Annotated in this window: 19 protein-coding genes, 1 tRNA gene and 1 pseudogene; 18 read left to right on the forward strand and 3 right to left on the reverse strand. The window is 63.5% G+C overall.

The window, feature by feature from the left end; translation table 11 throughout:
- On the forward strand, positions 1-570 hold a 570-nt coding region (locus tag P1U75_RS02985), incomplete at its 5' end, for an EF-Tu/IF-2/RF-3 family GTPase (RefSeq protein WP_300239632.1).
- Between the two features lie 201 nt (positions 571-771).
- Positions 772-1,422, forward strand: coding sequence for a CatB-related O-acetyltransferase (locus P1U75_RS02990; RefSeq protein WP_300239634.1), 651 nt, complete (start codon positions 772-774; stop codon positions 1,420-1,422).
- Here P1U75_RS02990 and P1U75_RS02995 read toward each other — a convergent pair.
- Positions 1,419-2,111 carry a DUF374 domain-containing protein gene (locus P1U75_RS02995; protein WP_300239636.1) on the reverse strand — a complete coding sequence of 231 codons (693 nt, stop codon included), beginning with the start codon at positions 2,109-2,111 and terminating at the stop codon, positions 1,419-1,421. The two genes, P1U75_RS02990 and P1U75_RS02995, sit on opposite strands and share 4 nt — an antisense overlap.
- A gap of 135 nt (positions 2,112-2,246) precedes the next feature.
- Between P1U75_RS02995 and P1U75_RS03000 the strand changes: the two genes are divergently transcribed.
- A tRNA-Trp gene (locus P1U75_RS03000) sits at positions 2,247-2,322 on the forward strand.
- A 304-nt stretch (positions 2,323-2,626) separates the two neighbouring features.
- Here the strand turns inward: P1U75_RS03000 and P1U75_RS03005 are convergent.
- A complete protein-coding gene (locus P1U75_RS03005; RefSeq protein ID WP_300239639.1) occupies positions 2,627-3,241 on the reverse strand; it encodes a hypothetical protein in 615 nt (204 codons plus the stop codon).
- Positions 3,242-3,936: 695 nt separating this feature from the next.
- Here P1U75_RS03005 and secE point away from each other — a divergent pair.
- From secE to P1U75_RS03055, 10 genes are all read left to right on the forward strand, one after another.
- The gene (gene secE, locus P1U75_RS03010) at positions 3,937-4,134 is read left to right on the forward strand and encodes a preprotein translocase subunit SecE (RefSeq protein WP_300239641.1); all 198 of its coding nucleotides are present in this window, start codon (positions 3,937-3,939) and stop codon (positions 4,132-4,134) included.
- Positions 4,135-4,343: 209 nt separating this feature from the next.
- On the forward strand, positions 4,344-4,877 hold the full coding sequence (gene nusG / locus P1U75_RS03015) for a transcription termination/antitermination protein NusG (protein WP_300239644.1): 534 nt from the start codon (positions 4,344-4,346) through the stop codon (positions 4,875-4,877).
- Between the two features lie 106 nt (positions 4,878-4,983).
- Positions 4,984-5,409, forward strand: a complete 426-nt coding sequence (rplK, locus tag P1U75_RS03020) for a 50S ribosomal protein L11 (protein WP_300239646.1) — start codon at positions 4,984-4,986, stop codon at positions 5,407-5,409.
- Between the two features lies 1 nt (position 5,410).
- Positions 5,411-6,109, forward strand: a complete 699-nt coding sequence (gene rplA, locus P1U75_RS03025) for a 50S ribosomal protein L1 (RefSeq protein ID WP_300239648.1) — start codon at positions 5,411-5,413, stop codon at positions 6,107-6,109.
- A 520-nt stretch (positions 6,110-6,629) separates the two neighbouring features.
- On the forward strand, positions 6,630-7,148 hold the full coding sequence (rplJ, locus tag P1U75_RS03030) for a 50S ribosomal protein L10 (protein WP_300239650.1): 519 nt from the start codon (positions 6,630-6,632) through the stop codon (positions 7,146-7,148).
- Positions 7,149-7,229: 81 nt separating this feature from the next.
- On the forward strand, positions 7,230-7,604 hold the full coding sequence (gene rplL / locus P1U75_RS03035) for a 50S ribosomal protein L7/L12 (protein ID WP_300239652.1): 375 nt from the start codon (positions 7,230-7,232) through the stop codon (positions 7,602-7,604).
- 245 nt (positions 7,605-7,849) lie between these two features.
- Positions 7,850-11,986 carry a DNA-directed RNA polymerase subunit beta gene (gene rpoB, locus P1U75_RS03040; protein ID WP_300239655.1) on the forward strand — a complete coding sequence of 1,379 codons (4,137 nt, stop codon included), beginning with the start codon at positions 7,850-7,852 and terminating at the stop codon, positions 11,984-11,986.
- A 107-nt stretch (positions 11,987-12,093) separates the two neighbouring features.
- Positions 12,094-16,335 (forward strand): DNA-directed RNA polymerase subunit beta', encoded by a 4,242-nt coding sequence (gene rpoC / locus P1U75_RS03045; protein ID WP_300239657.1) that lies wholly within the window; start codon positions 12,094-12,096, stop codon positions 16,333-16,335.
- A gap of 140 nt (positions 16,336-16,475) precedes the next feature.
- Positions 16,476-17,282, forward strand: a complete 807-nt coding sequence (locus P1U75_RS03050; RefSeq protein WP_300239659.1) for a glycosyltransferase — start codon at positions 16,476-16,478, stop codon at positions 17,280-17,282.
- A gap of 3 nt (positions 17,283-17,285) precedes the next feature.
- Positions 17,286-18,146, forward strand: a complete 861-nt coding sequence (locus P1U75_RS03055) for a DMT family transporter (protein WP_300239661.1) — start codon at positions 17,286-17,288, stop codon at positions 18,144-18,146.
- A gap of 3 nt (positions 18,147-18,149) precedes the next feature.
- Here P1U75_RS03055 and P1U75_RS03060 read toward each other — a convergent pair whose 3' ends face one another.
- On the reverse strand, positions 18,150-18,959 hold the full coding sequence (locus P1U75_RS03060) for a putative rhamnosyl transferase (protein WP_300239664.1): 810 nt from the start codon (positions 18,957-18,959) through the stop codon (positions 18,150-18,152).
- 374 nt (positions 18,960-19,333) lie between these two features.
- Here P1U75_RS03060 and rpsL point away from each other — a divergent pair, with 374 nt between their 5' ends.
- The 5 genes and pseudogenes from rpsL to P1U75_RS03085 form a co-directional block, all read left to right on the forward strand.
- On the forward strand, positions 19,334-19,705 hold the full coding sequence (rpsL, locus tag P1U75_RS03065; RefSeq protein ID WP_007118826.1) for a 30S ribosomal protein S12: 372 nt from the start codon (positions 19,334-19,336) through the stop codon (positions 19,703-19,705).
- Positions 19,702-20,088 (forward strand): DUF4189 domain-containing protein, encoded by a 387-nt coding sequence (locus tag P1U75_RS03070; RefSeq protein WP_300239668.1) that lies wholly within the window; start codon positions 19,702-19,704, stop codon positions 20,086-20,088. Before rpsL ends, P1U75_RS03070 begins: the two co-directional genes overlap by 4 nt.
- A gap of 16 nt (positions 20,089-20,104) precedes the next feature.
- Positions 20,105-20,575 carry a 30S ribosomal protein S7 gene (gene rpsG, locus P1U75_RS03075; RefSeq protein WP_300239671.1) on the forward strand — a complete coding sequence of 157 codons (471 nt, stop codon included), beginning with the start codon at positions 20,105-20,107 and terminating at the stop codon, positions 20,573-20,575.
- A 23-nt stretch (positions 20,576-20,598) separates the two neighbouring features.
- Positions 20,599-22,716, forward strand: a pseudogene (gene fusA, locus P1U75_RS03080) (elongation factor G).
- 82 nt (positions 22,717-22,798) lie between these two features.
- A partial coding sequence (locus P1U75_RS03085) for a GTP-binding protein (RefSeq protein WP_300239674.1) occupies positions 22,799-22,938 on the forward strand: 140 nt, incomplete at its 3' end.

The raw sequence follows: 22,938 nt of genomic DNA on the forward strand, positions 1-22,938 counted from the left end.
GCCGTGGACCAGCCGTTCCTGATGCCGATCGAGGACGTGTTCTCGATCTCCGGCCGCGGCACGGTTGTGACCGGCCGGGTCGAGCGTGGCGTGATCAACGTCGGCGACACCATCGAGATCGTCGGCATCAAGGACACCCAGACCACCACCTGCACCGGTGTCGAGATGTTCCGCAAGCTGCTGGATCGCGGCGAGGCGGGCGACAACATCGGCGCGCTGCTGCGCGGCATCGACCGTGAAGCGGTCGAGCGTGGCCAGGTGCTCTGCAAGCCGGGCTCGGTGACCCCGCACACCAAGTTCGAGGCAGAAGCCTATATCCTGACCAAGGACGAGGGCGGCCGCCACACCCCGTTCTTCGCCAACTACCGGCCGCAGTTCTACTTCCGCACCACCGACGTGACCGGCACCGTGACGCTGCCGGAAGGCACCGAGATGGTGATGCCGGGCGACAACCTGAAGTTCGAGGTCGAGCTGATCGCCCCGATCGCGATGGAAGACGGCCTGCGCTTCGCCATCCGTGAAGGCGGCCGCACCGTCGGCGCCGGCGTCGTGTCCAAGATCATCGAGTAAGTTCTACTCGGGTTCGACGAGGGCCCACAGGATGAAAATTCAAGAGGGCCGCTCCATCCGGGGCGGCCCTTTTCTTGTTCGCGCGCGGCCTTCCCATTGCTGGCCCGCCGCGCTATCGTGCCGGCAGCGATGGAGGCTCCGGTGAACAAGACGCTCTGATCCCGTCTAACCCCTTTCCAAGTCCGACAGCAGAGCTGCGCCATGCCCGATTTCCCCGCGCCCGACACCCGCCATCCCGTCCGCCTGCCCGACGGCAGCGCCCATTCCGGCACCGTCTTCCTGAAACCGGCGATCGACCATCCGCGCTGGCAGGTCGGCGATTACAGCTATGCCAGCGCCTTTGATCCGCCCGCCGACTGGGCCGCGCATCTGGCGCCCTACCTGTTCGATTTCTCGCCCGAGCAACTCGTCATCGGCAAGTTCTGCCAGATCGCCGACGGGGTACGCTTCATCACCGCCTCGGCCAATCACCGCCATGACGGGTTTTCGTCCTTTCCCTTCGCCATCTTCGACGGGCCGGCACCCGGCCGCCCCTCGCTGCCCGCCGGGCCGTTCCCGGACACGCGGATCGGTCCTGACGTCTGGATCGGGCAGGGCGCGCGCATCCTGCCCGGCGCGCAGCTGGGCGCGGGCGTGATCGTCGGCGCCGGCGCCGTGGTGGCGGGCAGCGTGCCGCCCTACGCGGTGGTGGCGGGCAACCCGGGTCGTGTGCTGCGGATGCGCTTCGACGAGGCCACCATCGCCCGCCTGCTGGCGCTGCGCTGGTGGGACTGGCCGATCGCGCATATCCAGGCCGCCGAGGCGGCGATCTGCGGCGGCGACCTCGTGGCACTGGAGCGCGCCGCGCCCTAATCCTCCGCCAAACGCCCCGCCACCCGGTCGCTGTAGGTGGTCACCGCCTCCAGCGTGGTCTCGAAATCGCGCCGCAGCGCCTCGATCTGGTCCTCGCCGGCCTTGCGCGGCACCTCGCCGGCCCATTCGCGGCACAGGAATACCCCGCGCGTGAACGGCGCGGGCAGCCACATCCGGTCCCAGCTGGGGATCTCCACCACCCGGTTGGCCGAGAACGAGACCACGAAGACCCGGCACCCCGCAGAGCGGGCCCAGGTCAGCGGCACCGTCGAGCTGATCCGCGCCGGCCCGCGCGGCCCGTCGGCGGCGATGCCGACCGAGATCCCCTGCCGCATCCGCCGAAGCACCTCGCGCGACAGCGTCACGTGCCGCTTGTGGCTCGACATCGAAACGTTCTGCCAGCCGAACCGGCCCAGCAGCGCCCCCACCATCCGCCCGGCCCGCCCCGCCGAGGTCAGCGAGCAGATTGGCCCGAGGCTCACGTCGAACATGTAGGGCGCCATCATCAGCCGCTGGTGCCAGACGACGAAGATCACCGGTTCGCCCGTCCGCACCGCATCGTCCATCGCCTCGAACCCCTGGCGCTGCCAGCGCGAACTGGCATGGGCAAAGCGGATGTAGGCGGCAAACAGCCCGGTCACCAGCCGGAAAAAAGCCGGGCTGTCGACGATCTTCCTGCGCAGGCTCACTGGGCGCCTCTCCTGTTTCCCCGGACGCCCGCAGTCATAGTGGGCTGGCCGCCCAAGGCAATGGTGTTTGCCCCCGCGCGCCCAGATTCCCTCTTGTGTCGGCGCGCCCGCTGCCCTACATCAACCCCCGGCCTTAGGGGTATAGCTCAGCTGGTAGAGCGACGGTCTCCAAAACCGTAGGTCGCGGGTTCGAACCCTGCTGCCCCTGCCAATTTCCCAACGGAAAATCGACATCTGGGCCCTCGTGCGGGGAAGGGTGCCCGTGTCGGGGTGGCGCGGACCTTGGTCGGCTGGATGACCGTAGTCCGGGAGCATGTTCGAGACCTGCGCCAATGATCCGCGTCGGGGTGATCGTGCAAGCGGGGAATGCCCGCTCCACGGCATTCTGCAGGGCGCGGGCATTTGACTTGCACAGACACGCATGGCGATTGCCCGGCGAACAGGTTCCGAACCGTGGTTCGGGCAATTTTCCAGGCTATCTCCGGCGGCGCTACATCAAGGCACGCCGCCGATACTCATTGCTGCAAATCAACAAAAATCTGCGATTGGACCCCTGCTTCCAGCAATGCATTCTTGATCTGATCGACCGCATTGACATCGGCCGAACTGACGATGACCACATCGTTGACCACCAGGGAATATAGCGGCGCGTCGGGCGCAAGGTTTGCCAGGTATTTCTCGCCGGCCAGCTGAGACTTCGGTCCCCATTTTCCGTCATGGGCGACGCCGATTGTATACTGCACGTCCATGGTCATTTCCTTGGTGACAGGTTTGCCGGCGTTCAGATCGAGCAAGGTCTGTCGCAGCGTTTGCTCATTGGTGACGCGCGCGGGAATGAACACGTTCGAGCAGGTTTCGACGTCCTTGTACTTGGTGACGGTCCTTTTGCTCGTTTCATTGGCGACGGCCCCGCCGATGATCGCGCCGGCGGCAGCACCGGCATTCTTCTTTGTCACGACCTTGCCGATCACCCCGCCGACGATGGCTCCGCCGATGACATTCTCGGGATTTCCGCCCTTGACGGTTTCCTGATACGGCACCTTCTTTGTCACGCATCTGACCTCGTACGAGCCGGCATAGGCCTGAGATGCAACCAGAACAGTCGCCGCAGCTGCTATCAAGAATTTCATTCTTTCGCTCCTTCTTACCGCAGGTCGCGGTGGTATGGCTCTTGCGCTTGGGTATTGTCGCCCGTGCGCTGTGTTGCCAGGCAATGGTGGTGCCGGGCCGCTTGTCGTAATCCTGTGATCAACTAGTCATCCCCTCAAGTGTTATTCAATAACATGGGTGGGATTCCGCCGGTTCGGAAGTGCCGGGCAGGCGTTCGCGGCACCCCGACAGGGTGCAAACGCCTTTGCTCTGAAACGGGTTGCCGGGGCATGCCCGTTTAAAGCGTCCTGATGGTAATCTCCGCTCAGCGGCCAGTCCTGTCGGCGCCCGCCGATCTGTACCGGGCGCATGGCGTGCCGGATCGGACGGCGGACCGGCTCTGTCGCCGGTGGGGTTTCGGCTCGGATCGCGAAGGCGTGGAACGTCTTTGGTTTGTATGAGCAAACGGTAAAGCCGCGGCTCGCCCGGGGCGCAACGGCGAAGCGGCGGCGGCGCAGGGGCGATGTTAACCCGGGTTAACCCCGGTTAACGGCGGCGGCGCCGGCCTTCACCCTCTCTGTACGAAATCGCCCCGAAACTTCCCGTTCCGGGGTTTGGCAGGGGTCGGGGCGGGGCGCGGATTGTACGGTTCGGCCCCCGAATTGCCCAAACCGCGGCTTGAATTCCGCCCCCCGCCCGGTTATGTCGCCCCCTGATTGACACAGGATTCCCGCCCATGGCCACCACCAACCCGCTCCAGTTCGTCCAGCAGGTCCGCGCCGAGATCGCCAAGGTCGTCTGGCCGACCCGCCGCGAGGTGCTCCTGACCACGGTGATGGTGTTCATCATGGCCGCCCTCACCGCGACCTTCTTCGCGCTGGTCGATCTGCTGATCCGCTCCGGCCTGCAGGGTCTGCTGACCTTCTTCGGCTAGGCACGCGGGCGCGCGAAATCGGCGCTGCCCCCTTGATCATTTCGCCCCATCGCTGTAGGTGAGCCCCTACCTTTGGGGTATGGCGTGCGGCGATTCGAGTTGCGCGCCGCTTTTTATTCCGGGGACGGCGGATCAACCGCCTGAAAAACTTACAGAAATTCGGTGCTCCGCGGACGGTCGCGCCGGACAGGACAAGGACATCGGGGCTTATGGCAAAGCGGTGGTATTCGGTCAGCGTTCTTTCCAATTTCGAGAAGAAGATCGCGGAGCAGATCAGGACCGCGGCGGCCGAGAACGGTCTCGAGGACGAGATCGACGAGGTGCTGGTGCCCACCGAAGAGGTGATCGAGGTGCGCCGCGGCAAGAAGGTCACGGCAGAGCGGCGCTTCATGCCCGGCTATGTGCTGGTGCATATGGAGATGTCCGACCGGGGCTATCACCTGATCAACTCGATCAACCGCGTCACCGGCTTCCTCGGCCCTCAGGGCCGGCCGATGCCGATGCGGGATGCCGAGGTAAATCAGATACTTAACCGCGTCCAGGAGGGCGAGGACGCCCCCCGGACCCTGATCCACTACGAGGTCGGCGAGCGGGTCAAGGTCAACGACGGGCCGTTCGAGGACTTCGACGGCATGATCGAAGAGGTGGACGAGGACAACGAACGCCTGAAGGTGTCGGTGTCGATCTTCGGCCGCGAAACGCCGGTCGAACTGGAATTCACGCAGGTCACCAAGCAGGGCTGACGTGAACTGAGCGTGGGAGGTCGCCTGCGACGCGTCGCAGAGGCCGGACCACACAACACGAGAATCCCCGGAACGCGTTCCGGGGACGTTGAAAAGGAGAAGGCCAATGGCCAAGAAACTCGTCGGGAGCATGAAGCTTCAGGTCCCCGCCGGTCAAGCGAACCCCTCCCCGCCGGTCGGTCCGGCGCTGGGTCAGCGCGGCATCAACATCATGGAATTCTGCAAGGCGTTCAACGCCAGGACCGCAGACATGGAGCCCGGCGCACCGTGCCCCACCGTGATCACCTACTACCAGGACAAGTCCTTCACCATGGACATCAAGACGCCGCCGGCGTCGTTCTATCTGCGCAAGGCGGCCAAGCTGAAATCGGGCGCCAACAACCCCGGCCGCGAGACCGTGGGCACGGTGACCGTCGCGCAGGTGCGCGAAATCGCCGAAGCGAAGATGAGAGATCTCAGCGCCAACGATATCGAGGCGGCGATGCAGATCATCCTGGGCTCCGCCCGCTCCATGGGCATCGAGGTGAAGTAAAATGGCCAAGCTTGGAAAACGCACCCGCGCCGCGCGCGAAGCCTTTGCCGGCAAGGAAAACCTGTCGGTCGAGGAGGCCGTTGCCCTGATCAAGAGCAACGCTTCGGCCAAGTTCGACGAGACCGTCGAGATCGCGATGAACCTGGGCGTCGATCCGCGCCACGCCGACCAGATGGTCCGCGGTGTCGTCGGCCTGCCCAACGGCACCGGCAAGACCGTGCGCGTCGCCGTCTTTGCCCGCGGCCCGAAGGCCGACGAGGCGCAAGCGGCAGGTGCCGACATCGTCGGCGCCGAGGACCTGATGGAAACCATCCAGGGCGGCACCATCGACTTCGACCGCTGCATCGCCACCCCGGACATGATGCCGATCGTCGGCCGCCTGGGCAAGGTGCTGGGCCCGCGCAACCTGATGCCGAACCCCAAGGTCGGCACCGTGACCATGGACGTGGCCCAGGCGGTCAAGGACGCCAAGGGCGGCCAGGTCCAGTTCAAGGCCGAGAAGGCCGGTGTCGTGCATGCCGGTGTCGGAAAGGCGTCGTTCGACCAGGCGAAGCTGGTCGAGAACGTCCGCGCCTTCATCGGTGCGGTGGCCAAGGCCAAGCCGGCGGGCGCCAAGGGCACCTACATGAAGAAAATCGCGCTGACCTCGACCATGGGACCGGGCGTGACGATCGACGTGGCCGACGCCGCGAGCGAGTAAAACGGGCCGGATGCAGGGCGAGCGCCCGGCCGGCACGCCGCATTTTGCGGCAGGCTAACCGGCCGGGGGCGCATGTTTTCCCCTGCGACTGTTCGACGCCCCCGCCAGGACCCCGCCAGCGGGGTCCTGGAAGACCTTTCCCGGATCGATGGCGCGCCGGTCACAACCGGTCTCGGATGGTGACGTGACGGTGTGCGCGATCTTCGGGGCCATCGGCGATTAATCGCCCGTTTAGGTGTCGAACCTGTGATTTACCCCTTGGAAACCTCCGCGTTTCGGCCTATTGAGATCCCTGAGATAAAGCGTGCGATTCGTCGTGCGCTTTATTTCGTTTCGTCCAAGACGGCGGGTGGCGCTTGCGTCTTAATTTCCTGCCTGAGACGGGTAAAGACCAGATTGGCCGGGGGCATTGTCCTCGGGTGGTTTTTGGCTCAATCCCGTAAATCGGACCTGAACGCCGGGCCTGGCCCGGCAAACTTGAGCCGGGGCGCGGGATAGCGCCCCAAACTTGGAGAGAACTGTGGATAGAGCCCAGAAAGAGAAAGTGGTCGAGGAACTCGGCCAAATCTTCGAAAGCTCTGGCGTTGTGGTGGTTTCCCACTACACCGGTCTGACAGTTGCTGAGATGCAGGACCTGCGCGCGCGTGCACGCGAAGCGGGTGGGTCTGTGCGTGTTGCCAAGAACAGGCTCGCCAAAATCGCCCTTGAGGGGAAGCCTTGCGCAAGCATCGCTGACCTGCTGACCGGCATGACCGTTCTGACCTATTCCGAGGATCCCGTGGCTGCGGCCAAGGTTGCCGAGGACTTCGCCAAGGAGAACAGTAAGTTCGAGATCCTTGGTGGTGCCATGGGGGAGAATGCTCTGGACCGGGCCGGTGTCGAGGCCGTGTCGAAAATGCCGTCGCGCGAAGAGCTAATCGCGACGATCGCTGGCATGATCGGCGCACCTGCATCGAATATCGCCGGGGCAATTGGCGCACCTGCAAGCAACATCGCAAGCATCCTTTCGACCATCGAAGAGAAGGCGGAAGCCGCGTAAGCGGAAAGTGACATGTTCGGACCGGCGTAGGGCGAGCACCCTGACGTTGGAACACACATCAAAACGGAAAGAGCTGATAAAATGGCTGATCTGAAGAAACTGGCAGAAGAGATCGTTGGTCTGACCCTGCTGGAAGCACAAGAACTGAAAACCATCCTGAAGGATGAGTACGGCATCGAGCCCGCCGCTGGCGGCGCAGTGATGATGGCTGGCCCGGCGGATGCCGGCGCGGCTGCCGAAGAAGAGAAGACCGAATTCGACGTCGTTCTGAAGAACGCCGGCGCCTCCAAGATCAACGTGATCAAGGAAGTTCGCGCGCTGACCGGCCTGGGCCTGAAAGAGGCCAAGGAACTGGTCGAAGCCGGCGGCAAGATCAAGGAAGGCGTTGCCAAGGAAGAGGCCGAAGAGGTCAAAGGCAAGCTGGAAGCAGCGGGCGCCGAGGTCGAGCTGGCCTAAGCTGCATCCGGTGCGCGCTGCGCGCCGATGGAAACATGGGCTGGATCCGGGCATTCCGGGTCCAGCCGAACCTGTCTTAGAAAGGGCCCGGGACGGACCCTTTCTAAGGCGCGGTTCAGGGATCGGGAGGCCGCCAGTCGGGACGGTGGCCGCGAATTGATCCGAGCGCGCACTCTCGTATGGGCAAGCGGCCGTGGCCCGGCGGCTGGTTTGTCCGGTGAGAAACTGAAAAGGTGACCACTGACATGGCGCAATCCTTCCTCGGCCAGAAACGCCTGCGTAAGTATTACGGCAAGATCCGCGAAGTGCTGGAGATGCCGAACCTCATCGAGGTGCAGAAATCTTCCTACGAACTGTTCCTGAACTCGGGCGACGAGCCCGAACCGCAGGACGGCGAGGGCATCAAGGGCGTGTTCCAGTCGGTCTTTCCGATCAAGGACTTCAACGAGACCGCGGTTCTGGAGTTCGTGAAATACGAGCTGGAAAAGCCGAAATACGACGTCGAGGAATGCATGCAGCGCGACATGACCTACAGCGCGCCGCTGAAGGTCACGCTGCGGCTGATCGTGTTCGATATCGACGAGGATACCGGCGCCAAATCGGTGAAGGACATCAAGGAGCAGGACGTGTTCATGGGCGACATGCCGCTCATGACTCCGAACGGCACCTTTGTCGTCAACGGCACCGAGCGGGTCATCGTGAGCCAGATGCACCGGTCGCCCGGTGTGTTCTTCGACCATGACAAGGGCAAGACGCACAGCTCGGGCAAGCTGCTGTTCGCCTGCCGCATCATTCCCTACCGCGGCTCGTGGCTGGATTTCGAGTTCGACGCCAAGGACATCGTCTTTGCGCGCATCGACCGGCGCCGCAAACTGCCGGTGACGACGCTGCTCTATGCGCTTGGGCTCGATCAGGAAGGCATCATGGATGCCTACTACGAGACCGTCACCTATACCCTGCGCAAGGGCGCGGGCTGGATCACCCCGTTCTTTCCCGAGCGGGTGCGCGGCACGCGGCCGACCTATGACCTGGTCGATGCCGCCACCGGCGAGGTGATCGCCGAGGCAACCAAGAAGGTGACGCCGCGCGCGGTCAAGAAGCTGATCGACGAAGGGTCGGTAACCGATCTGCTGGTTCCGTTCGAGCATATCGTCGGAAAATTCGTCGCCAAGGACATCATCAACGAGGAAAACGGCGCGATCTATGTCGAGGCCGGCGACGAGCTGACGCTGGAATACGACAAGGACGGCGAGCTGATCGGCGGTACTGTCAAGGATCTGATCGACGCGGGCATCACCGAGATTCCGGTTCTCGACATCGACAATATCAATGTCGGTCCCTACATCCGCAACACCATGGCGATGGACAAGAACATGGGCCGCGACACCGCTCTCATGGACATCTATCGCGTGATGCGCCCGGGCGAGCCGCCCACCGTCGAGGCGGCCAGTTCGCTGTTCGACACGCTGTTCTTCGACAGCGAGCGCTATGACCTCAGCGCCGTTGGCCGGGTCAAGATGAACATGCGCCTGGCGCTGGACGCCGAGGATACGCAGCGCACCCTGCGCCGCGAGGATATCGTCGCCTGCATCAAGGCGCTGGTGGAGCTGCGCGACGGCAAGGGCGACATCGACGACATCGACCACCTCGGCAACCGCCGGGTGCGGTCCGTCGGCGAGCTGATGGAGAACCAGTACCGCGTCGGCCTGCTGCGCATGGAGCGCGCGATCAAGGAGCGCATGTCCAGTGTCGAGATCGACACGGTGATGCCGCAGGACCTGATCAACGCCAAGCCGGCCGCCGCCGCGGTGCGCGAATTCTTCGGCTCGTCGCAGCTGTCGCAGTTCATGGACCAGACCAACCCGCTGTCGGAAGTGACCCACAAGCGGCGCCTCTCGGCGCTTGGCCCGGGTGGTCTGACCCGCGAACGTGCCGGCTTCGAGGTGCGCGACGTGCACCCGACCCACTATGGCCGGATGTGCCCGATCGAGACGCCGGAAGGCCCGAACATCGGTCTGATCAACAGTCTTGCCACCTTTGCCCGCGTCAACAAGTACGGCTTCATCGAGACACCCTATCGCGTCGTCAGCGAGGCGAAGGTGACGGACGAAGTCCACTACATGTCGGCGACCGAGGAAATGCGCCACACCGTGGCGCAGGCGAACGCGACGCTGGATGAAGATGGCAAGTTCATCAACGATCTGGTCTCGACCCGTCAGTCCGGCGATTACACGCTGGCGCCGCGCGAAAGCGTGGACCTGATCGACGTGTCGCCGAAACAGCTGGTGTCGGTCGCGGCCTCGCTGATCCCGTTCCTGGAAAACGACGACGCCAACCGCGCCCTGATGGGGTCCAACATGCAACGTCAGGCGGTGCCGCTGCTGCGCGCCGAGGCGCCGCTGGTGGGCACCGGCATCGAAGAGAAAGTGGCGATCGACTCCGGCGCGGCCATCCAGGCCAAGCGTGCGGGCATCATCGACCAGGTTGACGCGCAGCGTATCGTGATCCGGGCCACCTCTGAGTTGGAACTGGGCGATGCGGGCGTTGACATCTACCGGATGCGCAAGTTCCAGCGCTCGAACCAGAACACCTGCATCAACCAGCGTCCGCTGGTGAAGGTGGGCGACACTGTGACCAAGGGCGAAGTCATCGCCGACGGCCCGTCGACCGATATCGGCGAGCTGGCCCTGGGCAAGAACGTGGTCGTCGCCTTCATGCCGTGGAACGGCTACAACTACGAGGACTCGATCCTGATCTCCGAGCGGATCGCCCGCGACGACGTCTTTACCTCGATCCACATCGAGGAATTCGAGGTCGCCGCCCGTGACACCAAGCTCGGGCCGGAAGAGATCACCCGCGACATTCCCAACGTGGGCGAAGAGGCGCTGCGCAACCTCGACGAGGCCGGTATCGTCTATATCGGCGCCGACGTGGAGCCGGGCGACATCCTGGTGGGCAAGATCACCCCCAAGGGCGAAAGCCCGATGACCCCGGAAGAGAAGCTGCTGCGCGCCATCTTCGGCGAGAAGGCCAGCGACGTGCGCGATACCTCGCTGCGGGTGAAGCCGGGCGATTTCGGCACCGTGGTCGAGGTCCGCGTCTTCAACCGTCACGGGGTGGAGAAGGACGAGCGCGCGCTGCAGATCGAGCGTGAAGAGGTCGAGCGCCTGGCGCGGGACCGCGACGACGAGCTGGCGATCCTGGATCGCAACATCTACGCGCGTCTGCGTACGCTGATCCTGGGCAAGACTGCTGCCAAGGGGCCCAAGGGCATCAAGGCAGGCTCGGAAATCACCGAGGATCTGCTCGACAGCCTGAGCCGCGGCCAGTGGTGGCAGCTGGCTCTGGCCGAGGAGAGCGACGCCCAGATCGTCGAGGCGTTGCACGAGCAGTACGAGGTGCAGAAACGCGCCCTGGACGCCCGTTTCGAGGACAAGGTCGAGAAGGTGCGCCGCGGCGACGACCTGCCGCCGGGCGTGATGAAGATGGTCAAGGTCTTTGTCGCGGTGAAACGCAAGCTGCAGCCGGGCGACAAGATGGCCGGCCGTCACGGCAACAAGGGCGTGATCAGCCGCGTGGTGCCGATGGAGGACATGCCGTTCCTGGAAGACGGGACGCCGGTCGATTTCTGCCTCAACCCGCTGGGCGTGCCGTCGCGGATGAACGTCGGTCAGATCCTGGAAACCCACATGGGCTGGGCCGCGCGCGGTCTCGGGCTGAAGATCGACGATGCCTTGCAGGACTATCGCCGCACCGGCGATCTGACCCCGGTTCGCGAAGCGATGCGCCACGCCTATGGCGAGGATGTCTATGAAGAGGGCATCGTCGACATGGATGAGGATCATCTGGTTGAGGCCGCCGCCAACGTGGCGCGCGGGGTGCCGATCGCCACACCGGTGTTCGACGGGGCGAAAGAGGCCGACGTCAACGATGCGCTGCGGCGCGCGGGCTTTGACACCTCGGGCCAGTCGATCCTGTTCGACGGCCGCACCGGCGAGCAGTTCGCGCGCCCGGTGACCGTGGGCATGAAGTACCTGCTCAAGCTGCACCACCTGGTGGACGACAAGATCCACGCGCGTTCCACCGGGCCCTACAGCCTGGTCACCCAGCAGCCGCTGGGCGGCAAGGCGCAGTTCGGCGGTCAGCGCTTCGGGGAGATGGAGGTCTGGGCGCTGGAAGCTTACGGCGCCGCCTACACCCTGCAGGAGATGCTGACGGTCAAGTCGGACGACGTGGCAGGCCGGACCAAGGTCTATGAAAGCATCGTCAAGGGCGAGGACAACTTCGAGGCCGGCGTACCGGAATCGTTCAACGTGCTCGTCAAGGAGGTCCGGGGTCTGGGCCTCAACATGGAACTCCTGGATGCGGAGGAAGAGGACTGACGGTGGGCAAATTACCCACCCTACACACCCCGTAGGGTGGGTGGTTCTGCCAAAGGCAGGTTCGCCCACCGCCCCCTACCATCCGCACGAGATTTGAGGATACCCAAATGAACCAGGAAATCACGAACAACCCGTTCAACCCGCTGACCCCGCCCAAGGTCTTTGACGAAATCAAGGTCTCTCTGGCCTCGCCCGAGCGGATCCTGTCGTGGTCCTATGGCGAGATCAAGAAGCCGGAAACCATCAACTACCGGACCTTCAAGCCCGAGCGCGACGGCTTGTTCTGTGCCCGCATCTTCGGTCCGATCAAGGATTACGAGTGCCTCTGCGGCAAGTACAAGCGGATGAAGTATCGCGGCGTCGTCTGCGAGAAATGCGGTGTCGAGGTGACGCTGCAAAAGGTCCGGCGCGAGCGGATGGGCCATATCGAGCTGGCCGCACCCGTAGCCCACATCTGGTTCCTGAAATCGCTGCCCAGCCGCATCGGCCTGATGCTCGATATGACGCTGCGCGATCTGGAGCGGGTGCTCTATTTCGAGAACTACGTGGTGATCGAACCCGGTCTGACCGATCTGACCTATGGCCAGATGATGACCGAAGAAGAGTTCATGGACGCCCAGGACCAGTATGGAATGGACGCCTTTACCGCCAATATCGGCGCTGAGGCGATCCGCGAGATGCTGGCGGCGATCGACCTTGAGTCCGAGGCCGAGCAGCTGCGCGCCGACCTGGCCGAGGCCACCGGCGAGCTGAAGCCGAAGAAGATCATCAAGCGGCTGAAAGTCGTGGAATCCTTCCTGGAATCGGGCAACCGTCCGGAGTGGATGGTGATGACCGTGATCCCGGTCATCCCGCCGGAACTGCGCCCGCTGGTGCCGCTGGACGGCGGCCGATTTGCGACCTCGGACCTCAACGACCTCTATCGCCGGGTGATCAACCGGAACAACCGCCTGAAGCGGCTGATCGAGCTGCGCGCGCCGGACATCATCGTGCGTAACGAAAAGCGGATGCTGCAGGAATCGGTCGACGCCCTCTTTGACAACGGCCGCCGCGGCCGGGTGATCACCGGCGCCAACAAGCGCCCGCTGAAATCGCTGTCGGACATGCTGAAGGGCAAGCAGGGCCGGTTCCGTCAGAACCTTCTGGGCAAGCGGGTCGACTTCTCGGGCCGTTCGGTCATCGTGACCGGGCCGGAACTCAAGCTGCACCAGTGCGGCCTGCCGAAAAAGATGGCGCTGGAGCTGTTCAAGCCGTTCATCTACTCGCGGCTCGAGGCCAAGGGGCTTTCGAGCACCGTGAAACAGGCCAAGAAGCTGGTCGAGAAAGAACGCCCGGAGGTCTGGGACATCCTTGACGAGGTGATCCGCGAACACCCGGTCATGCTGAACCGGGCGCCGACCTTGCACCGTCTTGGCATCCAGGCGTTCGAACCCACGCTGATCGAGGGGAAAGCCATTCAGCTGCACCCGCTGGTCTGCTCGGCCTTCAACGCGGATTTCGACGGCGACCAGATGGCCGTACACGTGCCGCTGAGCCTCGAGGCCCAGCTGGAAGCGCGCGTGCTGATGATGTCGACGAACAACGTCCTGTCGCCCGCCAACGGCGCGCCGATCATCGTGCCGTCGCAGGATATGATCCTCGGCCTCTACTACGTGACGCTGGAGCGCCGCGGCATGCAGGGCGAGGGCAAGATCTTTGGCTCGATCGACGAGGTCCAGCATGCGCTGGACGCGGGCGAGGTGCATCTGCACACCAAGATCACCGCGCGGATCACCCAGATCGACGACGAAGGCAACGAGGTTCTCAAGCGCTACGAGACCACCCCGGGCCGGGTCCGGCTGGGCGCGCTGCTGCCGTTGAACGCAAAGGCGCCGTTCGAACTGGTCAACCGCCTGCTGCGCAAGAAAGAGGTGCAGCAGGTCATCGACACTGTCTATCGCTATTGCGGCCAGAAGGAGTCGGTCATCTTCTGTGACCAGATCATGACCATGGGCTTCCGCGAGGCGTTCAAGGCCGGCATCTCCTTCGGCAAGGACGACATGGTCATTCCGGAGACGAAATGGCCGATCGTGGAAGAGACCCGCGGCCAGGTGAAGGACTTTGAACAGCAGTACATGGACGGCCTGATCACCCAGGGCGAAAAATACAACAAGGTGGTCGATGCCTGGTCGAAGTGTAACGACCGCGTCACCGAGGCGATGATGAACTCGATCTCGGCCGTGCAGACGGACGAGAGCGGCGCCGAGATGGAGCCGAACTCGGTCTACATGATGGCGCACTCGGGCGCACGGGGCTCGGTCACGCAGATGAAACAGCTGGGCGGCATGCGCGGCCTGATGGCCAAGCCGAACGGCGACATCATCGAGACCCCGATCATCTCGAACTTCAAGGAAGGTCTGACCGTTCTTGAATACTTCAACTCCACCCACGGCGCGCGGAAGGGTCTGTCTGACACCGCGCTGAAGACGGCGAACTCGGGCTACCTGACCCGCCGTCTGGTGGACGTGGCGCAGGACTGCATCGTTCGGATGAAGGATTGCGGCACCGAGAACGCGATCACCGTCGAGGCCGCGGTCAACGACGGTGAAGTGGTTGCCAGCCTGGGCGAGCGCATCCTGGGCCGCGTCGCGGCCGACGATCTGGTCAGGCCGGGTACCGACGAGGTGATCGTCGCCGCCGGTCAGATCATCGACGAGCGGATGGCCGATGCCATCGAGGAGTCGGGCCTGCAATCGACCCGCATCCGCAGCCCGCTGACCTGCGAGGCCGAGGAAGGCGTCTGTGCCATGTGCTACGGCCGTGACCTGGCGCGCGGCACGATGGTGAACTCCGGCGAGGCCGTCGGAATCATCGCGGCGCAGTCGATCGGTGAACCGGGCACCCAGCTGACGATGCGGACCTTCCACATCGGCGGTGTTGCGCAGGGTGGTCAGCAAAGCTTCCAGGAGGCAGGCCAGGAAGGCGTTATCGCCTTCGAGAACGCCAACCTGCTGGAAAACGCCGCCGGCGAGCCGCTGGTCATGGGCCGCAATATGAAGCTGCTGATCAACGACGAGCACGGCGAGGAACGGGCCAACTTCAAGCTCGGCTACGGCACCAAGCTGTTCGTCAAGGAAGGTGGCAAGGTTGCACGCGGCGACAAGCTGTTCGAATGGGATCCTTATACCCTGCCGATCATCGCCGAAAAATCGGGTACGGCCAAGTTTGTCGATCTGGTTTCGGGGATCGCCGTACGCGACGAGACCGATGACGCCACCGGCATGACCCAGAAGATCGTGATCGACTGGCGGGCCGCGCCCAAGGGCAACGAGTTGAAGCCGGAGATCATCCTAGTCGGCGCCGATGGCGAGCCCGTGCGCAACGACGCGGGCAACCCGGTGACCTACCCGATGTCGGTGGACGCGATCCTGTCGATCGAAGAAGGCCAGGAGATTCAGGCCGGCGAAGTCGTGGCGCGGATCCCGCGCGAAGGGGCCAAGACCAAGGACATCACCGGTGGTCTGCCGCGGGTGGCGGAACTGTTCGAGGCGCGGCGTCCCAAGGACCACGCGATCATCGCCGAGATCGACGGCTACGTGCGGTTCGGGCGCGACTACAAGAACAAGCGCCGGATCACCATCGAGCCCGCCGACGAGACCATGGATCCTGTGGAATACATGGTGCCCAAGGGCAAGCACATCCCGGTGCAGGAAGGCGACTTCGTGCAGAAGGGCGACTACCTCATGGACGGCAACCCGGCGCCGCATGACATCCTGTCGATCATGGGTGTCGAGGCCCTGGCCAACTACATGATCGACGAGGTGCAGGACGTCTATCGTCTGCAGGGCGTGAAGATCAACGACAAGCACATCGAAGTGATCGTCCGCCAGATGCTGCAGAAATGGGAGATCCTGGACAGCGGCGATACCACGCTGCTCAAGGGCGAGCATGTCGACAAGCAAGAGTTCGACGCCATGAACGAGAAGGCTATCGCCAAGGGCGGTCGCCCGGCGCAGGGCGAACCGATCCTGCTGGGCATCACCAAGGCCAGCCTGCAGACCCGCTCGTTCATTTCGGCGGCCTCCTTCCAGGAGACCCCCCGGGTACTGACCGAGGCCTCGGTTCAGGGCAAGAAGGACAAGCTTGTGGGTCTCAAGGAGAACGTCATCGTCGGCCGCCTGATTCCGGCGGGCACCGGTGGCGCGACCCAGCAGGTGCGCCGCGTCGCGCAGGAGCGCGACAACGTGGTGATCGAGGCACGCCGGGAAGAGGCCGAGGCGGCTGCGGCTCTCGCTGCGCCGAACGAGGACGACATCATCGGCGGTGGCGAATTCGACACCCTGGTCGATACCCCGGAAAGCCGCGAATAAACCGCGGCCCTCTGGCCAACCGAATGACCCCCGCGGCCCGCGCCGCGGGGGTTTTTCTTTGATCCGGGGCGCGCGATTGCGGCTTTTCATCCGGCGCCCGCCGGTGTTTCCTGTGCCGGGCCGGACAGGGAGCACGGGGCATGGAGCGCAAGACAAAGACAGTGGGCCTGCTCAGGTTCTCGGTGCTGACGCCGACGTATTATTCCGAACGGTTCAAGACGCTGGAGGAGACTGCCGCGCACCTCTTCACGCCGGAGCGGATGGCGCTGCGGTTCCGGCTGTTCGAGGAGCTGTGCCTGCCCTCTCTGGTGCGCCAGAGCGATCCTGAGTTCGATATGGTGGTGCTGACCGCCGAGAGCATGCCGGAGCAGTACCTGGAGCGGTTGCTGGACCTGATCGAACCGCTGCCCAACGTTCATTGCCTGCCTGTAGGGACCGAGAACCACTACAAGCTTCTGCAAAAGGGCTACAACGCGATCCCCAAGGACGGGTACAGCCACCGCATCCTGTTCCGGCTGGATGACGACGATGCGCTGGACAAGGATTTCGTCAAGCGGACCAAGCGGATCGCGGGAGGGCTGATGAGGCTGAACGGGCCGAGAACGCCCTTTGTCATTGCCTATAACCGGGGGTTCTACGTACGCTCAACCGGGGAAACGAGCGAGATCTTCGATGCCTGCGAGCGCGCGCCGCTCTCGACCGGCACGACGCTGGTGGCGCCGGCGGGGCATGGCGCCAATCCCTACCGATACAATCACCGCAAGCTGGCGCAGCATTTCAACACCTATTCCGACATCACCGTGCCGGCCTTCATCCGCACCATTCATGGTGACAACAAATCGAACCCGGCGCAGATGGGACTGACCCACAAGCTGGGCGAGGCGGAGATCGAAAAACTCTTGCAGGCGCATTTCGATACCACGCTCGAGCAATTGCGGGCGCTCTGAGCGATGACACCGAACGCAAGGGGCGCTCTGCTGATGATGGGCAGCATGGCGGCCTTTACCCTTAACGACACCTGCGTGAAGGCGACTGACGGCGCGCTTCCTTTGCTGCAACTCCTGACCTTGCGCGGGTTGATCAGCTCAATCCTGCTTTACCTTCTGGCCCGCCGGCTCGGGACGCTGCACCTGTCGATGGAGCGCAGCGATGCGGCGCTGCTGGCGTTGCGCTGCATCTCCGAGGTCGCGGCGGCCTATTTCTTTCTCACCGCGCTGATGAACATGCCGCTGGCCAATGTCACCGCCGTGCTCCAGGTGCTTCCGCTGACCGTGACGCTGGGCGCGGCGCTGTTCTTTGGCGAACGCGTGGGCTGGCGGCGGATGCTGGCGATCGCGTTGGGGTTCTGCGGCATGCTTCTCATCGTTCGACCGGGGCCGGAGGGCTTCAGCCTGCACGCAGCTTATGCGCTGGCGGCGGTGGCTTGCGTCACCGTGCGCGACCTGGTGACACGTCGGATGTCGGCCCAGGTGGCATCGATGACCGTGACGCTGACCTCGGCGCTGGCGGTCTTCGTGGCGGCCGGGCTCGCCTCGATCTGGGTGGACTGGGTCCCGCTGGATGGCCGGAGCGCGGCGCTGATCGCAGGCGCGTCATTGTTCGTGATGCTGGGATACCTGTTCAGCGTGCTGGTGATGCGGGTCGGCGAGGTCTCGTTCACGGCGCCGTTCCGCTACACCGGCTTGATCTGGGCGCTGGGGCTGGGCTGGGTCGTGTTCGGCCACTGGCCCGCGCCCTTGACCCTGCTGGGCGCCGGGATCGTCGCCGCTGCCGGGCTCTTTACCTTTTACCGCGGTCGCGTGGCGGAGTGACGCTCAAGACGCGCTGTAGACCCTTCTCACGTGGTCTGCATCGACGTTGTAGACCTGACGGAACAGCGCCTCCTGCGCAGGGTCAAGCGGGATGAGGTCGACCGGAGTCACACCGGGTTTTTGTCGCGAATCGTTAAACGCGTTGTGCCCGCGCAGCAGCATGTCCTCTCCGGTCAGGGTGACGGTGGGCATCATTCGTGCCAGCTTCTGATGCGCGAAATTCATCACCGAGAGATTGACCGACGGCTTGAGCATGAGCGCCAGCGCGGCGGTTGTCAGGGGGTGCAGCGTGGGGGCGGCGGAAAGGCCCGATGCGCCAAGTCCGACAAGATACCCCTGGTTGAAGTCGATCGCGATGTGCCGGTGATTGCGGGCGAATTTGCGCAGGTCATGCGCTGCCGCACGCAACCGCTCAACGTAAACGCGCGCCACCGCGTCGTCGTCGTCCATGCGGAATTGCAGGCAAGGCTCCTTGCTCGTGCGGCGGACCGAGTTGATGGCCTCCTGCATCACCTGTCGATGCTTGCCAGGGGCATGGGTCTGGATCACCACCTGCGGCATATCGGCCACCAGGGCGTGCAACCGCTCCAGATAGGGGGCAGGCAGGCTGTGGCCGGTCACGATCAACAGGGTGAAATCGTCGTCGGTCTGGGCCCGCAACGGCGGCAGTGTGAGGGTTTCAAAGGTGCGAAACCGTTCTTCCATCCGGGTCGGGTCGTAGAGAAAACCGGCCCGTTCCGCGAGGTCACGGTGTTCGATCTGAAACCCGCCAAACCCGAGATATGAAAATCTGCAAATGCCGATGACCTGCATGCCGCCTGAGCCCCGCTTTGCCCCGGGCCGCTGGACCCGGGTTTCGCGGTTGCACTCTCGCAATGGTTCGCCAGCTTGACAAGGCGCGGCGGCGGCGGTTCCCGGGCCAAGCCCTGTTGACACGCCCGGCGACTCCCCATATACGGCCCGCTATCTCGGCACCGGGGGTCGCCCCACCGCCGACTTCATATTGAAGTGGTCAAGATCCAGGCACCTTTACAGCCTCGATCCTCTGATAACCCACCGCGTCGCTCACCTCGGAATGGGAGCGATTGCGGTTTTTGCGCTTGCGGACGCGTATGGCGCACGAGATTGGAACCGCACGCACATGCGTGCACTGACACATGTGTTGTTGAGACGGGGAAAGAACCGGAATGCCAACGATCCAGCAGCTGATCCGCAAGCCGCGGCAGCCGAAAGTGAAACGCTCGAAGTCGATGCACCTGCAGGAATGCCCGCAAAAACGCGGCGTCTGCACGCGCGTCTATACCACCACTCCGAAGAAGCCGAACTCGGCCATGCGGAAGGTCGCCAAGGTGCGCCTGACCAATGGTTTCGAGGTCATCAGCTACATCCCGGGCGAAAGCCACAACCTTCAGGAGCACTCGGTGGTCCTGATCCGCGGTGGCCGTGTAAAAGACCTTCCGGGTGTTCGTTACCACATCCTGCGTGGCGTGCTGGATACCCAGGGCGTCAAGGACCGTAAGCAGCGCCGCTCGAAATACGGCGCGAAGCGCCCGAAATGATCCGCGCGTTCCTCGTCTCCACAGCCCTACTCGCGGCCGCACCGGTTGCCGCGGAGAACTTCTATGGTGCCATCGCCTATAGTGTCCAAAGCGAGAAGCTTGGGCGCAGCTGGAATTTCAAGTCGGAGGCGAAGGCGGTCGAACGCGCGCTTGCGGAATGTAAGAAGGCTGGCGGTGCGAACTGTCAGATTGCTGTGAGGATATCGAATTCCTGCGGCGCCTTCGCGGCGTCAAAAGGCACCCGTCGCCTGAGCGATACGGGTATCAGCTGGGGTTTCAATACGCACGAGGACGCAAAGGCGCGCGCTGTGAAAGAATGCAAGGCGCGCGGCCGGAACGGGAGCTGCACGATTCAAACGTCCAGCTGCAATTTCGGCAAATAGTTTAGGAGAGAAGAAGATGTCCCGCCGTCACGCCGCAGAAAAGCGCGAAATCCTGCCCGACGCAAAGTTTGGCGACCGCGTTCTGACCAAATTCATGAACAACCTGATGATCGACGGCAAGAAGTCGGTCGCAGAGCGTATCGTCTACAATGCCTTCGATCGCGTTGAAGCCAAGATCAAGCGCGCGCCCGTCGAGGTGTTCCACGAAGCGCTGGATAACATCAAGCCGTCGGTCGAGGTCCGCTCGCGCCGCGTGGGTGGTGCCACCTATCAGGTGCCGGTCGAAGTGCGCCCCGAGCGCCGCGAGGCGCTGGCGATCCGCTGGCTGATCAACGCCAGCCGCGCCCGCAACGAGAACACGATGGAAGAACGCCTCGCCGGCGAGCTGGTGGACGCTGTTCAGTCCCGCGGCTCTGCCGTGAAGAAGCGTGAAGACACCCACAAGATGGCAGAGGCCAACAAGGCCTTCTCGCATTATCGCTGGTAAACTCTTTTTCGAGGCTCAGACCAATGGCACGCGACTACCCGCTCGACCGCTACCGCAACTTCGGCATCATGGCCCATATCGACGCAGGCAAGACCACCTGCAGCGAACGGATCCTGTACTACACCGGCAAATCCCACAACATCGGTGAGGTGCACGATGGTGCAGCCACGATGGACTGAATGGAGCAGGAGCAGGAACGCGGCATCACCATCACTTCGGCTGCAACCACGACGTTCTGGGAACGCACCGAGGACGGTGAGAACGCGCAGACCGAAAAGCACCGGATGAACATCATCGACACCCCCGGCCACGTCGACTTCACCATTGAGGTGGAGCGGTCGCTGGCGGTGCTCGACGGCGCGGTTGCCGTGCTCGATGCCAACGCCGGTGTCGAGCCGCAGACCGAGACCGTCTGGCGCCAGGCCGACCGCTACAAGGTTCCGCGCATCGTCTTCGTCAACAAGATGGACAAGATCGGTGCCGATTTCTTCAACTGCGTGAAGATGATCCAGGACCGCACGGGCGCGATCCCGGCGCCGATCCAGATCCCGATCGGCGCCGAGAACGAGCTGGAAGGCATCGTCGACCTGGTCACCATGGAAGAATGGGTCTGGGCCGGTGAAGACCTGGGCGCGTCCTGGGAAAAACGCCCGATCCGCGACAGCCTGAAGGCGACCGCCGAGGAATGGCGCGCGACCCTGATCGAGACCGCCGTCGAAATGGACGACGACGCGATGGAGGCCTACCTGGAGGGCGAAGAACCCGACGAGGCGACCCTGCGCCGCCTGATCCGCGCCGGCACCCTGGCGATCAAGTTCATTCCGGTTCTGTGTGGCTCTGCCTTCAAGAACAAGGGTGTCCAGCCGCTTCTGAACGCCGTGATCGACTATCTGCCCAGCCCGATGGACGTTGTCGATTACATGGGCTTCAAGCCGGGCGACGAGACCGAAACCCGGAATATTCCGCGCCGCGCGGATGACGACATGCCTTTCGCTGGCCTGGCGTTCAAGATCATGAACGACCCCTTTGTCGGATCGCTGACCTTTACCCGGATCTACTCGGGCAAGATGAACAAGGGCGACTCGATCGTGAACTCGACCAAGGGCAAGAAAGAGCGCATCGGCCGGATGATGATGATGCACTCCAACAACCGCGAAGAGATCGAAGAGGCCTTTGCGGGCGACATCATCGCGCTGGCGGGTCTCAAGGACACCACTACGGGCGACACGCTTTGCGATGCCAAGGATCCGGTGGTTCTGGAAACCATGACCTTCCCCGATCCGGTGATCGAGATCGCCGTCGAGCCCAAGACCAAGGCCGACCAGGAGAAGATGTCGCAGGGTCTGGCCCGTCTGGCCGCAGAAGACCCCTCCTTCCGCGTGGAAACCGACCTGGAATCGGGTCAGACCATCATGAAGGGCATGGGCGAACTTCACCTGGACATCCTGGTCGACCGCCTCAAGCGCGAGTTCAAGGTCGAGGCCAACATCGGTGCGCCGCAGGTGGCTTATCGTGAGACCATCGGGCATGAGATCGAGCACACCTACACCCACAAGAAACAGTCGGGTGGTTCGGGTCAGTTCGCCGAGGTCAAGATGGTCATCTCGCCGACAGAACCGGGCGAAGGTTACTCGTTCGAATCCAAGATCGTTGGCGGCTCGGTGCCGAAGGAATACATCCCCGGCGTTGAAAAGGGCATCAAATCGGTCATGGACAGCGGCCCCCTGGCCGGCTTCCCTGTGATCGACTTCAAGGTTGCCCTGATCGACGGCAAGTTCCACGATGTGGACTCCAGCGTTCTGGCCTTCGAAATCGCCGGACGGATGTGCATGCGCGAGGGTCTGCGCAAGGCCGGCGCCAAGCTGCTGGAACCGGTGATGAAGGTCGAGGTGATCACGCCGGAGGAATATACCGGCGGCATCATCGGCGACCTGACCTCGCGCCGGGGCCAGGTGTCCGGGCAGGAGACCCGCGGCAACGCCATCGCCATCGACGCCTTCGTGCCGCTGGCCAACATGTTCGGCTACATCAACACCCTGCGTTCGATGAGCTCGGGCCGCGCCCAGTTCACCATGCAGTTCGATCACTACGATCCGGTGCCGCAGAACATCAGCGAAGAGATCCAGTCGAAGTACGCATAAACGGGATGCCGGGCAGCGAGCCCGGCCTACCCATCCACCGTAGGCCGGGGCTGCACCCGGCACCCGAAAAAAGGAGGCCATCATGGCAAAGGAAAAGTTTGATCGCACGAAACCGCACGTGAACATCGGCACCATCGGCCATGTTGACCACGGCAAGACGACGCTGACGGCGGCGATCACCAAGTATTTCGGCGACTTCAAGGCCTATGACCAGATCGACGG

The sequence above is a fragment of the Antarcticimicrobium sp. genome (assembly GCF_029212575.1).
Classification (GTDB): domain Bacteria; phylum Pseudomonadota; class Alphaproteobacteria; order Rhodobacterales; family Rhodobacteraceae; genus Antarcticimicrobium.